This window comes from Belnapia sp. F-4-1 (assembly GCF_000802185.1).
Taxonomy (GTDB): Bacteria; Pseudomonadota; Alphaproteobacteria; order Acetobacterales; family Acetobacteraceae; genus Belnapia.
Window position 1 is genome coordinate 4,266,128 of record NZ_KN676113.1, and the last position, 14,578, is coordinate 4,280,705.

Here is a 14,578-nt window from a genome sequence, read left to right on the forward strand (position 1 = left end):
GGTGACTGAGGGTTTGCGGCGCGACCCTTTCAAAGGAAGTTGAAGGCGCCCTGGCTAAGCTGGGTGGCGAAACAGGTTCGGTGCGGTTGTCCGCCGGGTTACCGATAGGCAAGGCCCATGAAAAAGAATGGGCCTCCGGAGGAACCCGAATGAGTATCCGATTTGGCGGAGCCGGTGCCGACAGCCTGCCGGGCACGGATGGCCTTGATCTGCTCGTGGGGGCTGGCGGTGCCGACAGTCTGGACGGGCTGGCGGGGAGCGACGCGGTCTTCGGCGGCGACGGCGATGATAGCGTCTATGGCGGGGCGGGCGACGACCTCGTCTCGGGCGGCGCCGGTGACGACACGGTGGTCGGCGATGCCTCGGGCGGCGGGCCTGCCCCGGTCGAATCCGGCGGTACGCCGGGCCGCAACCTGCTCCTCGGCGGCGGCGGCAATGATTTCGTCCGCGGCGGCTATGGCGAGGACACCGCCTTCGGTGGCGCGGGGAACGACACCATCATCGGCTGGGGCTTCGGGCCGCCAAGTCCGTCGGGCGCCGAGGCCTATGAGCGGTATGATGCCGCCGACCTGCTGCATGGCGGTCGCGGGAGCGACAGCATCCTGGGCGGCGGCGGGAACGATACCATTACCGGCGGCGCCGGTGATGACACGCTGCAGGGCGGGTACGACCTCGACCGCCTGACCGGCGGGGCCGGCGCCGACCGCTTCCTCTTCGGCCGCGAGGACATTGCCGGGACGACCCTCGACAGCGGCGTGGGCCTGGGCAACCGGGATGTCGTTACCGACTTTCGGCAGGCCGACCAGGATGTGCTCGACCTGGCTGGCTACCGCAGCGGCTTCCTGCCCCAGGACACGCCGCCGCCGATCTTCATCGGCACCGAGGCTTTCCGGGTTACGCCGGAGGACGGGCCCCGGATGCAGGTGCGCTACGAGGCCGAGGGCGACCGGACGATCGTGCAGGTCTATACCCAGTTCAACCTACCGCCGCCGGAGTATCCGCAGCCGAGGCCGGGCGTGACGGTGGAGATCGAGCTGCTCGGCGTGCAAGGGCTCAGCGCCGATGATGTCTTTCTCGGCTGAATGGGCGAAGCGGCACTGATCGTTTCATGGCTGCAACTTCGGGCTGGTTTTGCAAGGCGAACCGGCCGGGCGCGCGATGCGTTCGGCCCTCATGCGAATCGGATGGTGTTGCAAATGGGTGCCGCCGGCGGGAGATGACCGGCTGGCGGCCTCGATGAACCTCAGGGATACGACGGTCGCGGCGCTCAGCCGGCTGGGGCCGGCGGAGGCGACGGCGAAGCTGCTCGGCCTCGTCGAGGGCAACATGCTGGCGCTGGCGGCGCAGGTGGAGGAGGCGGCGGCTGCGCCGCCCTTGGAGCGGTGCCTGCGCATCATCTCGAGCGTGCTTCCGGTCTATACGCACCCCGTCGCCAGGCCGCGCTATGCGGAGCGGGCGCTGCGGGAGGTGGTGGAGCGGGGGCTCATCGGGATCGGCGAGCGGGCGAGGGCGGCGGGGGTCCGGCTGTCCATGCACCCGGGCCAGTATTGCGTGCTGTCCACCGAGAACCCGCGGGCGCTGGCCAACAGCATCGAGGAACTCGATTACCATACCGAGGTGATGGGGATGCTCGGCCTCTCGGGCGGGTGGCACCGGGATGGTGCGCATATCAACATCCATGGCGGGGCGCGGGCGCCGGGGGTGGAGGGGTTCCGCCGGGGCTTTGCGCTGCTGTCGGAGGAGACGCAGGGGCTGCTGACCGTCGAGAATGACGAGATCGCCTATGGGCTCGATGACCTGCTGCCGCTCGCCGAGACGCTGCCGATCGTGCTCGACCTGCATCATCACTGGTGCCAGTCGCAGGGGGAGCATATCGCCCCCGATGATCCGCGGGTCGAGGTGGTGCGGGAGAGCTGGCTGGGGGTGCGGCCTATGGGGCATCTGAGCGCGCCGCGGGAGGGGCTGCTGCCGGGAGGGCTCGACCCCGACGTGCTGCCGGAATTTGGGGGCTTGGTGGCAGCGGGGGTGCCGGCGCGGGAGCTCAGGGCGCATTCAGAGCGGATGTGGAACCGGGCGATCAATGACTGGGCGGTCGGGCACCTGGCCTGGACCGATCTTGAGGTGGAGGCGAAGGGAAAGAACCTTGCCAGCCATGACCTGGCGGAGGCGGCGATGCAGGGGAGGGTGGCTTCGCCCGCGGCGAGCCTGTAGAAGGCGCCTCCAACCTCCCTGTCCGGACCTTGCCGCAGACCATGGCCACCGTTCTTCTTGTCATCCACCTCTTTGTGACCCTGGCCCTGATCGGGGTGGTGCTGCTGCAGCGCAGCGAGGGGGGCGGACTCGGGATCGGCTCCTCGCAGGGGATGGGGTCCTTCATGAGCGGGCGGGGGACGGCCAACCTGCTGACGCGGACGACGGCAATCCTCGGGACGGCTTTCTTCGTGCTGTCGCTGGCCCTGGCGCTGCTCGGGCGGGGGACGGGGCTGCGGGGGTCGATTCTCGACGTGGCGCCGACGCCGCCGGCCGCGACCGCGCCGGCTGTCCCGGCCGTGCCTGCCACCCCGGCCGCGCCGAGCGTGCCGACCAACTAGTCGCTAGGCCGCTTCGCAACCGCGACGGCCTCCTCGCTGACCGAACTCAAGCTTTCCAAAGGCCTTTCGGCCTTTGGCGGGGAAGGCTGGGGAGGGGCAGAGCCCCTCTTGATCCGATTCGGTGCGTTACAAGGCACGCCGCCGCATAGCTGACCCCTTGGGGCCCGATGTGATCGCGGGTAGCGGAGCGCGCCGGAGCCGGTTATGAGGGGCGCCCATGGCGCGGTTCGTATTCATCACCGGCGGCGTGGTTTCCTCCCTCGGCAAGGGCATCGCAGCGGCATCCCTGGGTGCCCTGTTGCAGGCGCGCGGATACAAGATCCGTCTGCGCAAGCTCGATCCCTATCTGAACGTGGATCCGGGGACCATGTCGCCCTATCAGCATGGGGAGGTCTTCGTCACCGATGACGGTGCGGAGACGGACCTCGATCTCGGTCACTATGAGCGCTTCACCGGCGTGCATGCGACCAAGGCCGACAACTGGACGACGGGACGGATCTATTCCGACGTCATCGCCGCGGAGCGGCGGGGGGACTATCTGGGCGGCACCGTCCAGGTGATTCCGCACATCACCGACAAGATCAAGGAAGTGGTCCAGGCCGAGACGGATGGCTACGACTTCATCCTGGTCGAGGTCGGCGGCACGGTCGGCGACATCGAGTCGCTGCCCTTCCTCGAGGCGCTGCGGCAGCTGGCCAATGAGCTGGGGCCGACGCGGAGCCTCTTCGTCCATCTGACCTTGCTGCCCTACATCCCCTCGGCGGGCGAGCTGAAGACCAAGCCGACGCAGCACAGCGTGAAGGAGCTGCTGGGCCTCGGGATCCAGCCGCAGGTGCTGCTCTGCCGCTGCGACCGGCCGATCCCCGAGAACGAGCGGCGGAAGATCGCGCTGTTCTGCAACGTGCGGCCGGAGAGCGTGATCCCGGCGCTGGATGCGAGCACGATCTACGACGTGCCGATCCAGTACCATGCGGAGGGCATGGACCAGGAGGTGCTGCGGCATTTCGGCCTCTCGGCCTATGGCGAGCCCGACATGCGGCGCTGGGACCGGATCGTCCATTCCATCAAGCAGCCCGAGGGCGAGGTGACGATCGCCGTCGTCGGCAAGTACACCAACCTGCTCGACAGCTATAAGTCGCTGATGGAAGCGCTGACCCATGGCGGGATCGCGCACAACGTGAAGGTCAACCTCGACTGGGTCGATTCCGGCGTGTTCGACGAGCGGCGCGGCGAGGAGGCGGTGAAGCGGCTGGAGGGGGCGAGCGGCATCCTCGTGCCGGGCGGCTTCGGCGAGCGTGGGACGCCGGGGAAGATCGAGGCGGTGCGCTTTGCGCGCGAACGGAAGATCCCCTTCTTCGGCATCTGCTTCGGCATGCAGATGGCGGTGATCGAGGCGGCGCGCAATCTCGTCGGGCTGAAGGGGGCGTCGTCCACCGAGTTCGGGCCCTGCGAGCATCCGGTGGTCGGGCTGATGACCGAATGGCTGCGGGGGAATGCGCTGGAGCGGCGGAATGCCGCGGGCGACCTCGGCGGGACGATGCGGCTCGGTGCCTATGCGGCGAAGCTCTCCGACGGGTCGCTGGTGCGCGAGGTCTATGGCGGGGCGGCGACGATCGAGGAGCGGCACCGGCATCGCTTCGAGGTCAACGTCAACTACAAGGACCAGCTCGAGGAGGCGGGGCTGCGCTTCTCTGGCATGTCGCCGGACGGGGAGCTGCCGGAGATCGTCGAGTATCCGGACCATCCGTGGTTCATCGGGGTGCAGTTCCACCCGGAGCTGCTGTCGAAGCCGTTTGCGCCGCATCCGCTGTTCCGTGGGTTCATCGGGGCGGCGGTGAAGCAGGCAAGGTTGGTCTAGGCGCGTCCATCTGCCTGCAATCACAGGGAAAGCCGGGGCGACGCATGGTGCCGTCCCGGTTGCGCTTGACCTGGGCGCGCGCCGGGGTCTCACTCGGCGCCGAACCAGCCGAAAAGAGGGAAACCGCATGGTCCGGCCTCGCCTGATGCTCCTTGCCCTGCCGCTGCTCGCGGGCTGCGCCCAGATGGGGGAGCGGCCGGAGCCGCCGGCCTCGGCTTCGCTGCGCTTCGCCCAGACGCTGGACCAGGCGGACGACGCGGTGGACGAGGCGATCGGGCGGATGGACGGGTTCGAGCGCCTGGCTCAGCGTGAGGACAACGCCATCGCCTTCGCCATCGGCGGGCGAGCGGCGCCGGCTGGGCACTTCACCGCGCCGCCGGCCGGAGCGTCGGAGGCCGCTGGGCGGGTGCTGGAGCCGGCCTTCACCGCGCTCGGCGACTACGCCCAGGTGCTTGCGGCCGCTGCGGGCGGCCAGCGGGTGCGGGATGCCGCGGCCGGAAACGGTCGCGTCCTGGCCGAGGCGGTGGCGAAGGGGCTCGACGCGGTGCGGGCGGCAAGCGGCACGCCGGTGCTGGAGCCGGTGAGGACGGCGGGCGTGGCCGGGGTCGCGGCGCTGGCCGACATGCCGGCGGTGCTGGCGCAGCGGCGGGCATCGCCGAGCCTCGCCGCGCTGGTGCAGGAAGGCCAGCCGCATGTGGCGGCCGTCATCGCCATGCTGCAGGCGGTGATCGGGGCGGAGCCGGGTCTCGGCACGCGGGGCGCCATCCGTGCGCGGCGCGAGGGGCTCGATGCGCAGCAGGCGCGCTTCCTCGCCGCGCTCCGCAATGACGGGCGGATCGGGCCTGGCGAGCGCTACAGCATCTTCCGCAGCGTTGCCGAGGGCCGGGACAACGACCCGGCGCAGGGCAACCTGGAGGCGATCAACCAGTTGCTGACCGCGATCGAGCAGGCGCACGCGGCGCTCGCGGCGGACCGCGCGGATGCGGAGGCCAAGGTAGCGGCGCTGGAGCTGGCGGTCGAGCGGCTCACCTCGCTGACCGAAGGCGCCGGGCGGGGGTGAGGAAGGGGCTGGTCCTCGCGGGGATTGGCTTCGGCGGCGTCGCGCTGTGTGCCTTGGCTGGGGAGGCGGCGGCGGCCTGGGTGGCGCCGCTCACCATTGCAGCATTCGTCGCCGTCACCATGGCGATGCGCTCGGAGCCGGATGAGGCGGGCGATGGCGGCGGCGCGGGTGGCGCCCAGCCGGGCGGCGATGGCGGCGGGGGCGATGGCGATGCCGGGGGCGACGGTGGCGAATAACGGCTCCGTCGATCCCGGAAAGTTGGGGTCTTGCCGCCTGGCGGCGGGGCCGGTATCCGCGCGCTGAGAGAGCCGGAGGTCCGCCCATGTCCGCCATTGTCGACATCATCGCCCGCGAAGTCCTCGACAGCCGCGGCAACCCCACGGTCGAGGCCGAGGTGGTGCTGGAGAGCGGCGCCATCGGCCGGGCCATCGTGCCGTCGGGCGCCTCGACGGGTGCACATGAAGCGGTGGAGCTGCGCGACGGGGACAAGTCGCGCTACGGCGGCAAGGGCGTGCAGAAGGCCGTCGAGCATGTCGAGGGCGAGATCTTCGACGCGCTGTCGGGGATGGACCCGAGCGAGCAGGTCCGCATCGACGAAACGATGATCGAGCTGGACGGGACGCCGAACAAGGCGCGGCTCGGAGCGAATTCGATCCTGGCCGTCAGCCTCGCCGTGGCCAAGGCGGCGGCCGAGGAGCTGGGGCAGCCGCTCTATCGATATGTGGGCGGCGTCTTCGCCCGCACCTTGCCGGTGCCGATGATGAACATCATCAATGGCGGCAAGCATGCCGATAACCCGATCGACATCCAGGAATTCATGATCATGCCGGTGGCGGCCGGCACGATGGCGGATGCGGTGCGGATCGGCGCCGAGGTCTTCGCGGCGCTGAAGAAGCAGCTGCACGACGCGCACCACAACACCAATGTCGGCGACGAGGGCGGCTTCGCGCCGAATATCGGCTCGGCGGACGAGGCGCTCTCCTTCATCGCCAAGGCCTGCGAGGCGGCGGGGCACCGCGTCGGCGAGGACATCATGTTCGCGCTCGACTGCGCCTCGACCGAGTTCTTCGCGGGCGGCGCCTACAAGATGGAGGGCGAGGGGAAGACGCTCGACCAGCAGGGCATGGTCGACTACCTCGCCGGGCTCTGCGCCAAGTGGCCGATCATCTCGATCGAGGACGGGATGGCCGAGGATGACTGGGCGGGGTGGAAGCTGCTGACCGAGACCCTGGGCGGGAAGGTGCAGCTGGTCGGCGACGACTTGTTCGTCACCAACCCGGAGCGGCTGCGGCAGGGCATCGAAAGCGGGACGGGCAATGCGATCCTGGTCAAGGTGAACCAAATCGGCACGCTGACGGAGACGCTCGAGGCGGTCGAGATGGCGCACCGGGCGGGGTACAAGGCGGTGATGAGCCACCGTTCGGGCGAGACCGAGGATGCGACCATCGCCGACCTCGCCGTCGCCACCAATTGCGGGCAGATCAAGACGGGCTCGCTCAGCCGGTCGGATCGCCTCGCCAAGTACAACCAGCTGATCCGCATCGAGCAGCAGCTCGGCACCGCCGCGCGCTATGCGGGGCGGACCATCCTCCGGCGCTAGGTCCGCCATGGAGGGCTGGCGGCGGGAGGATGTCGTCCGCGCCCTCTATCGGGTGGTGCTTGGCCGGGAGGCGGAGAGCGAGGCAGTCGTCGCCGCCCATGCCGCGCGCTATGAGGCGCCGGAGGGGCTGATCCGGACGCTGTTCGACAGCGAGGAAGCGCGGGAGCGGCAGCGGCGCGAGGCGCTGCTGCGGCGGATGGCGGCGGCCGAGCCGGGGCCGCTGCGGGTGCTGCTTTTCGGCGCCTATGGCAATGGCAATCTCGGCGATGCGGAACAGGCGAAGGCGGTTGCCACGCTGCTGCGGGGGGCAGTGGCGCGGCCGCTGGAATTCGGCGCCTGCTCCTTCATCGATGCGCGACCCTATGGCTTTCCCGACGGGCGGGTGATGCCGGCCGAGGTGGTGGCCGATCCGCTTGCGCTGGCCGCCTGGGACCTTTTGCTGGTCGGCGGGGGCGGCCTATTCGCCACGCCGCACTGGCCATTGATGGAGCCCGGCTGGGCGCCGATGCTGCGGACCATCGGGCTGGCCTACGGGCTGGTCGGGGTCGGCGTCGGGCGAGGGTTGCGTGAGGACCCGCGGCATGGGCCGATCTGGGACGCATTGCTGGCCGGGGCGGCATTCCGCTCGGCGCGGGATGGGCTGAGCCTCGGCGCGGCGCCCGAGGCGCTGTGGATGCCGGATCCGGTCCTGCTGGCCGGGCTGCGGTCCGGGGGCGGGCAGCCGAGGCCGCCGGTGCCGGGGGGCCGCCCGCTCATCATTCTCAAGCAGGCGGTGCATGCGGAGGAGGCGCGCTTCCTCGACTGGGTGGAAGCCGAGGGTGCGGGATGCGACGTCGTTGCCATGGAGCGGTGGCGGGAGGGGGAATTGGCCTCGCGCTTTCCCGGGCTGCGCTTCGCCGAAGGGGTCGAGGAACTCGGGCGGATGTGCGAGGCGGCCTCGGTGGTCGTCTCCGCACGGTACCATGGCTGCATCGCTGCCCTGTTGTCGGGGGTACCGTGCCTTGGGGCGGGGCCGGGGAAGATACCAGCGCTGTTCGAGGCGCTCGGGGCGCGGGACCAGGCGATCGACGGTCATGGCGGGTTGCGGGAGCGGCTGGCAGCCCCACCGGCTCCGCTGGAGCCCGGGCGGTTTGCACCGCTGCGGGCAGCGGGGGAGGTGGCGCTGGCCGCGCTCGGGCGGGTGATGGAGGGGCTGCCGCGGCGGCTGGGCTAACACTCCCGCCAAACCCTTCGCGTCCCTGCGGGGGTCCTCGAAGCCGCTCCTCTCCCCTCAAAGCTGCGGGAAGGCACCCCGGAAAAGGGTGGCTGCGCAAGGCGTTCCAATTCGCCGCCGTAAGCGGGGATCGTGCTTGCCAGTGGCGCCGGGGCTGGTGCTTATAGCACTGGGGATTGGGGGATTCCGGACATGTCCTTCGGACGTGCGGTGAAGCGCAAGCTGGCAGAGGCCTTGCCGCCCGTGGGGCTGGCGCTGCTCTGCGGCTATTTCGTCTGGCACTCGCTGCATGGCGAGAGCGGCCTGCTGGCGCGTGAGGAGAAGCAGCAGGCGATCGTCGAGGCGCGGGCCACGCTGGCGCGCGCCGAGGCGGAGCGTGATTCGATGGAGCGCAAGGTGAACGGGTTGCGCGGCGAGCGCATCGACCGGGACGAGCTGGATGAGCGGGCGCGGACGCTGCTCAACCTCGTCAACAAAGACGAGATCGTCGTGCCCTACGAGGCGCAGCGGCGGCTGTACTGAGCTGAAGGTTTCCCGGGGCCTTTCGGCCTTTGGCGGAGGAGCTTGAGGCGATTGGAGGCATTGCCTCCGGTGCCCCCCCTCAGGGCGGTGCCGCAGGGCTTCGGAGCCCGACCCATCGCCACCCGTCGCCCCGCCCGGTGAGCCGGGCGATGGCGTCCTGCATGGCCCAGAAGGCCCTGATCTTTCGTCCCCCCGCTCCGGCCAGGCCAAGCCCCGTCCAGGGCGTGAAGGGGTTGCCGCGGGCATAGGCCCAGATGGCGATGCGGCAGGCTGCGCCTTCGCTGATGCCGCGCCGGTGGAAGCCGCTGGTATCGGCGATGACGAGCGTATTGGCCTGGACGGCGAGCTTCCGCGCGGGCGGATAGCCGAGGCGGGCGAGTTGCGCCTCGCCGATGCGGAGCGAGCCTTCCCCGGTCAGCCGGTCCGCATGTTGTGCCGCGGTGACGGAGAGGCGGCGTTCCCAGGCCAGGTGGCGGCGGGTCGGGCGGTGGGAGCCGGGGACATAGGTGAAACCGGCCGCATCGCCCGGGACATCGGCGAGGAAGAGCCAGGACTTCACCGTCGGGTGGAAGGTGTCGGTGTGGAAGTGGCTCTGCACGTCGGGCGGGGCGTCGCGCACGCCGCTGAAGACGGTCTGAACAAAGCAGTGCGGGGCAAGGCGGTGGGAGCCGGCATAGTCGTGCAGGGCGCGGTAGCGCGGCGAGGCGAGGGCCTCGGCAGTGGCGGGCAGGGTGGGAAGCGTGACGGCGTCGAGGGGGATGAGGCGGGTCAGGCTGTAGCCGTCCGCGAATTCGCGGGCGGGCGTCGGCCGGGCGAGGAGTTCTGCCTTGAGGCGGGCGAATAGGGCCGGCGGCAGGAAGTCCGGGATGGCGAGGTAGCCGTCGCGGTCGAAGCCAGCGCGGTCGGCCGGTGAGAGGCCGGAGGCTAGGCAGGCGCGGCGGCGGGCGGCGAGGCGGGCGGCCAGGCGCTTGCGGGCGATGTGCAGGCCCCGGCGGTTCAGCACGGGGCTGCCGACGATGGGGTTGTCGCGGAAGGATTTCGCGCCGGTCGCCAGCGCCAGGGCGTGTAGCGGGGCGAGCAACCAGCCGGTCCAGCCGGGCATCCAACCCTCCGATCATGTCACGGAAATGAGAGCCGGGGTTATCCGGGGCCGGGCCATGGCGCGTCAAGCGGAACCGGAAGCTGCACAGGCGGACGGAACCGCTTTGCGCTTCTTGCGCTTGCAGCCGGGGTGGAGCAACAGGCTGCGAGCCTGCTGCAGCGCACATAAAGCACATTAACCAAAATCCGGTTAATCGCCGTATTTCGTTGCGGCGGCTCGGTTTTTCCGAAGGCTCGCGCTTGTCGTGGAGGCACGGGGCGCGTATTTCGGCAAAGAGAGATCGTAGGGAAGGGAGGGGACCGCATGGCCCAGGCAGCGGAAGCCACAGGCGCAAAGCGCCGCGGCAAGGCGGCGTCGGCGCCGCCGATGACCCAGGACCAGCTGCTCCAGGCCTATCGGGACATGCTGCTGATCCGCCGCTTCGAGGAGAAGGCGGGGCAACTCTACGGCATGGGGCTGATCGGCGGGTTCTGCCACCTCTATATCGGGCAGGAGGCGGTCGTCGTCGGCATGCAGGCCTGTCTGGAACCGGGCGACCAGGTCATCACCTCCTACCGCGACCATGGGCATATGCTCGCCACCGGCATGGAGGCGCGCGGCGTGATGGCTGAGCTGACCGGGCGCTCGGGCGGCTATTCACGCGGCAAGGGCGGCTCGATGCACATGTTCAGCCGGGAAAAGGGGTTCTTCGGCGGGCATGGGATCGTCGGCGCGCAGGTCTCGCTCGGGACGGGGCTGGCCTTCGCCAACTGGTACCGGGAGTCGCGGAATGTCTCGCTGACCTATTTCGGCGAGGGCGCCTCGAACCAGGGGCAGGTCTTCGAGAGCTTCAACCTGGCGGCGCTGATGAAGCTGCCGGTGATCTTCATCATCGAAAACAACAAGTACGGCATGGGCACCAGCGTGGAGCGGGCCAGCGCGTCGCGCGACCTGTCGAAGAATGGTGCGGCCTGGGGCATCCCCGGCGAGCAGGTGAACGGCATGGACGTCATGGCCGTGAAGGAAGCGGGGGAGCGGGCGACCGCGCATTGCCGCGCCGGGAACGGGCCGTACCTGCTGGAGATGAAGACCTATCGCTATCGCGGGCATTCCATGTCCGACCCGGCGAAGTACCGCACCCGCGAGGAGGTGCAGAAGATGCGCGAGCAGTCCGACCCGATCGAGACGGCGCGCAAGCTGCTGCTGGAGGGCGGGCTCGATGAGGCGGCGCTCAAGAAGATCGACGACGAGGTGAAGGCGGTGGTCCAGGAGGCGGCCGATTTCGCGCAATCGAGCCCGGAGCCCGACGAGGCCGAGCTCTGGACCGATGTGCTGGTGGAGGCGCGCTGAGATGGGTGTCGAAATCCTGATGCCGGCGCTGTCGCCCACCATGACGGAGGGCAAGCTTGCCCGCTGGCTGAAGAAAGAGGGCGACCAGGTGAAGTCCGGCGACGTGATCGCCGAGATCGAGACCGACAAGGCGACCATGGAAGTCGAGGCGGTCGATGAGGGCACGCTGACGAAGATCGTCGTGCCGGAGGGGACGGAGGGCGTCGCCGTCAACTCGCCAATCGCCGAGCTGGATGGTGGTGGCGAGGGCGGCTCCAAGGGCACGGCGCCGGGGCATGACACGGCGATGCCGCAGCAACCGGCGCCGCCGGCGGCCGCGAGCCCCGAGGTCGGCGAGGTGGCGAAGCAGGCCGAGGATTACGGCGCCGTCGCGCAGCGTGGGGCCGACCGGAAGGAAGGCGCAGCCAAGGCCGGCGAGGCCGCTGCGGCGCCCGAGAAGGATTGGGGTCCGACCAAGCCGATGACGGTGCGCGAGGCGCTGCGCGACGCCATGGCGCTCGAGATGCGGGCGGACGACAAGGTCTTCCTCATGGGTGAGGAGGTCGCGCAGTACCAGGGCGCCTACAAGATCTCGCAGGGGCTGCTCGATGAGTTCGGGCCGCGGCGCGTCATCGACACGCCGATCACCGAGCATGGCTTCACGGGCATGGCGGTGGGCGCGGCCTTCACGGGGCTCAAGCCCATCGTGGAGTTCATGACCTTCAACTTCTCCATGCAGGCGATCGACCAGATCATCAACTCGGCGGCCAAGACGCTCTACATGAGCGGCGGGCAGCTCGGCTGCCCGATCGTCTTCCGGGGGCCGAATGGGGCGGCGGCGCGCGTCGCGGCGCAGCATAGCCAGTGCTATGCGAGCTGGTATGCGCATGTCCCCGGTCTGAAGGTGGTGGCGCCGTGGTCGTCCGCGGATGCCAAGGGGCTGCTGCGGGCGGCGATCCGCGACCCCAACCCGGTGATCGTGCTGGAAAACGAGATCCTCTACGGCCACACCTTCGACTGCCCGGTGGCGGATGACTTCATCGTGCCGATCGGCAAGGCCAAGGTCGAGCGGGCGGGCAAGGATGTCACCATCGTCGCCTATTCCATCGCCGTCACCTGGGCGATGCAGGCGGCGGAGGAACTGGCGAAGCAGGGCATCGAGGCGGAGGTGATCAACCTGCGCTCCATCCGGCCGCTGGATGCGGAGACCATCGCCAACTCGGTGCGCAAGACGAACCGGCTGGTGACGGTGGAGGAGGGCTGGCCCTACGCCAATATCGGCACCGAGATCGCCATGCAGGTAGTGGAGGCGGCCTTCGACTGGCTGGATGCGCCGCCTGTGCGCGTCTGCGGCAAGGATGTGCCGATGCCCTACGCGGCCAATCTCGAGAAGCTGGCGCTGCCGACGATCCCCGAGATCGTCGATGCCGTGAAGCGCGTGACCTACAAGTAAGGGGGCGGGGAGATGGCGACCAATATCCTGATGCCCGCGCTCTCGCCGACCATGACGGAAGGCACGCTGGCGCGCTGGCTGAAGAAGGAAGGCGACCAGGTCAAGGCGGGCGACATCATCGCCGAGATCGAGACCGACAAGGCGACGATGGAGGTCGAGGCCGTCGATGAGGGCGTGCTCGGCAAGATCCTCGTCGCGGACGGCACCCAGGGCGTGAAGGTGAACGACACCATCGCCGTGCTGGTGGAGCCGGGCGAGGCGGTGCCGAGCGGCGGTGGTGGCAGCAAGTCGGCGGGGAACGAGTCACCGTCGGGGCCGGCGCTGGAGGCGGTGAAGGCGGATGGCGGCAAGGTCGCGGGTGCGGCCGAGCAGCCGATCGAGGCGCCGAAGCCGGCGGAGCAGAAGGCGCTCAATCCGCAGCCGTTGCCGCCCGTCGCGAACGGGCATGCCAAGGGGGAGGAACGCACGTTTGCCTCGCCGCTGGCGCGGCGGATGGCGCAGCAGGCAGGGCTCGACCTCGGCGGTATCAGCGGCAGCGGGCCGGCAGGGCGGATCGTCAAGGCGGATGTCGAGGCGGCGCTGAACCGGCCGAAGCAGGCGCCGGCGGCGCAGGCTCCGGCACCGGCCGCGCAGGCCCCGGCGGCCGCTCCGGCGCCGAAGCCGGCGGCGCCCGCGCCGGTGGTCACGGCGCCGCATACGCCGGTGCCGAATTCCACCATCCGCAAGGTCATCGCCCGGCGGCTGGCGGAGTCGAAGCAGACCATCCCGCATTTCTATGTCACGATGGATTTCGAGATCGACGCGCTGCTGAAGCTGCGGGCCGACCTCAATGCGAAGTCGGCCAAGGACGGGCCGGGGGCGTTCAAGCTTTCGGTCAATGACCTGGTGATCAAGGCGGTGGCGGCGACGCTGCGGCGCTTCCCGAACGTCAACGCCATGTGGACGGACGAGGCGATCCTGCAATTCCACGACGTCGATGTCTCGGTCGCGGTCTCGACGCCGACGGGGCTGATCACGCCGATCATCCGCAAGGCCGACCAGAAGGGCCTAACGACGATCAGCAACGAGATGAAGGACCTCGCCTCGCGCGCCAAGGCGAACAAGCTGAAGCCGGAGGAGTTCCAGGGCGGCGGGTTCAGCATCTCGAACATGGGCATGTATGGCGTGCGTGACTTCAGCGCCATCATCAACCCGCCGCAGGCCGGCATCCTGGCCGTCGCTGCCGGCGAGCAAAGGCCGGTGGTGCGGAAGGGCGAACTGGCCGTCGCCACGGTGATGACCTGCACGCTCTCGGTCGATCACCGCGTTATCGATGGCGCGCTGGCGGCGGAGTTCATGCAGGCGCTGAAGGGCGTCATCGAGGATCCGCTGAGCCTGATGCTGTGACGCTCTCGCTGCGTGACGTTGTGCTGGGCGATGAGGGGCTGGTGCTCCACTTCGTCCGGGCGCTCGCGGAGTATGAGAAGCTGCTGCACGAGGTGACGGCGACGGAGGCGCATTTCCGCCGCCTGCTCTTCGGCGAGACGCCGCGCGCCTCCGCGCTGATCGCCGAGTGGGAGGGGAGGCCGGTAGGCTTCGCCCTCTGGTTCTACAGCGTCTCGACCTTCGACGGGACGCCGAAGCTCTATCTCGAGGATGTCTTCGTCGAGCCGGGGCTGCGCGGCCGCGGCATCGGGCGGGCGATCTTCAAAGAACTCGCGAGGCGGGCCATCGCTGCCGGCTGCGGCCGGATGGAATGGTCCGTGCTCGACTGGAACGCGCCCTCCATCGCGTTCTACCGCTCCATCGGCGCGCTGCCGCGCGAGGGGTGGACCCTGCAACGGCTCAGCGGCGCGGCGCTTGAGGCGCTCGCCGCGCGGGAGGATTGAACC

At 69.6% G+C, this 14,578-nt stretch carries 14 protein-coding genes; 13 read left to right on the forward strand and 1 reads right to left on the reverse strand.

Translation table 11 applies throughout. The features are described from left to right. The first annotated feature begins 149 nt into the window (after window positions 1–149). From LH62_RS20140 to LH62_RS20180, 9 genes are all read left to right on the forward strand, one after another. Entirely contained in the window at window positions 150–1,082 is a 933-nt protein-coding gene (locus LH62_RS20140) for a calcium-binding protein (protein ID WP_052214738.1), read from the forward strand. A 154-nt stretch (window positions 1,083–1,236) separates the two neighbouring features. Then, window positions 1,237–2,211 (forward strand): UV damage endonuclease UvsE, encoded by a 975-nt coding sequence (locus LH62_RS20145; RefSeq protein ID WP_236552587.1) that lies wholly within the window; start codon window positions 1,237–1,239, stop codon window positions 2,209–2,211. A gap of 41 nt (window positions 2,212–2,252) precedes the next feature. Beyond that, window positions 2,253–2,591, forward strand: a complete 339-nt coding sequence (gene secG / locus LH62_RS20150) for a preprotein translocase subunit SecG (RefSeq protein ID WP_043363808.1) — start codon at window positions 2,253–2,255, stop codon at window positions 2,589–2,591. 217 nt (window positions 2,592–2,808) lie between these two features. Then, the gene (locus LH62_RS20155) at window positions 2,809–4,449 is read left to right on the forward strand and encodes a CTP synthase (RefSeq protein WP_043363810.1); all 1,641 of its coding nucleotides are present in this window, start codon (window positions 2,809–2,811) and stop codon (window positions 4,447–4,449) included. Between the two features lie 127 nt (window positions 4,450–4,576). After that, window positions 4,577–5,509 carry a hypothetical protein gene (locus LH62_RS20160; protein WP_043363811.1) on the forward strand — a complete coding sequence of 311 codons (933 nt, stop codon included), beginning with the start codon at window positions 4,577–4,579 and terminating at the stop codon, window positions 5,507–5,509. Further along, on the forward strand, window positions 5,506–5,745 hold the full coding sequence (locus LH62_RS20165) for a hypothetical protein (RefSeq protein ID WP_043363813.1): 240 nt from the start codon (window positions 5,506–5,508) through the stop codon (window positions 5,743–5,745). The genes LH62_RS20160 and LH62_RS20165 overlap by 4 nt, the downstream gene beginning before the upstream one ends. An 86-nt stretch (window positions 5,746–5,831) precedes the next feature. Beyond that, window positions 5,832–7,109 carry a phosphopyruvate hydratase gene (gene eno, locus LH62_RS20170; protein WP_043363817.1) on the forward strand — a complete coding sequence of 426 codons (1,278 nt, stop codon included), beginning with the start codon at window positions 5,832–5,834 and terminating at the stop codon, window positions 7,107–7,109. 7 nt (window positions 7,110–7,116) lie between these two features. Beyond that, entirely contained in the window at window positions 7,117–8,322 is a 1,206-nt protein-coding gene (locus LH62_RS20175; RefSeq protein WP_043363818.1) for a polysaccharide pyruvyl transferase family protein, read from the forward strand. Between the two features lie 192 nt (window positions 8,323–8,514). Further along, complete coding sequence (locus LH62_RS20180) at window positions 8,515–8,844, forward strand: septum formation initiator family protein (protein WP_043363821.1); 330 nt, start codon at window positions 8,515–8,517, stop codon at window positions 8,842–8,844. A gap of 79 nt (window positions 8,845–8,923) precedes the next feature. Here LH62_RS20180 and LH62_RS20185 read toward each other — a convergent pair whose 3' ends face one another. Continuing rightward, on the reverse strand, window positions 8,924–9,946 hold the full coding sequence (locus LH62_RS20185) for a phytanoyl-CoA dioxygenase family protein (RefSeq protein WP_043363822.1): 1,023 nt from the start codon (window positions 9,944–9,946) through the stop codon (window positions 8,924–8,926). 303 nt (window positions 9,947–10,249) lie between these two features. Here LH62_RS20185 and pdhA point away from each other — a divergent pair, with 303 nt between their 5' ends. The 4 genes from pdhA to LH62_RS20205 are packed head-to-tail and all read left to right on the forward strand — an operon-like array spanning window position 10,250 to window position 14,575. Then, entirely contained in the window at window positions 10,250–11,275 is a 1,026-nt protein-coding gene (gene pdhA / locus LH62_RS20190; RefSeq protein ID WP_043340755.1) for a pyruvate dehydrogenase (acetyl-transferring) E1 component subunit alpha, read from the forward strand. Window position 11,276: 1 nt separating this feature from the next. Then, entirely contained in the window at window positions 11,277–12,707 is a 1,431-nt protein-coding gene (locus tag LH62_RS20195; RefSeq protein WP_043363823.1) for a pyruvate dehydrogenase complex E1 component subunit beta, read from the forward strand. A 12-nt stretch (window positions 12,708–12,719) separates the two neighbouring features. Further along, window positions 12,720–14,093 carry a pyruvate dehydrogenase complex dihydrolipoamide acetyltransferase gene (locus LH62_RS20200; RefSeq protein ID WP_043363824.1) on the forward strand — a complete coding sequence of 458 codons (1,374 nt, stop codon included), beginning with the start codon at window positions 12,720–12,722 and terminating at the stop codon, window positions 14,091–14,093. Next, window positions 14,090–14,575 (forward strand): GNAT family N-acetyltransferase, encoded by a 486-nt coding sequence (locus tag LH62_RS20205; RefSeq protein WP_043363825.1) that lies wholly within the window; start codon window positions 14,090–14,092, stop codon window positions 14,573–14,575. Before LH62_RS20200 ends, LH62_RS20205 begins: the two co-directional genes overlap by 4 nt. Window positions 14,576–14,578 lie beyond the last annotated feature (3 nt).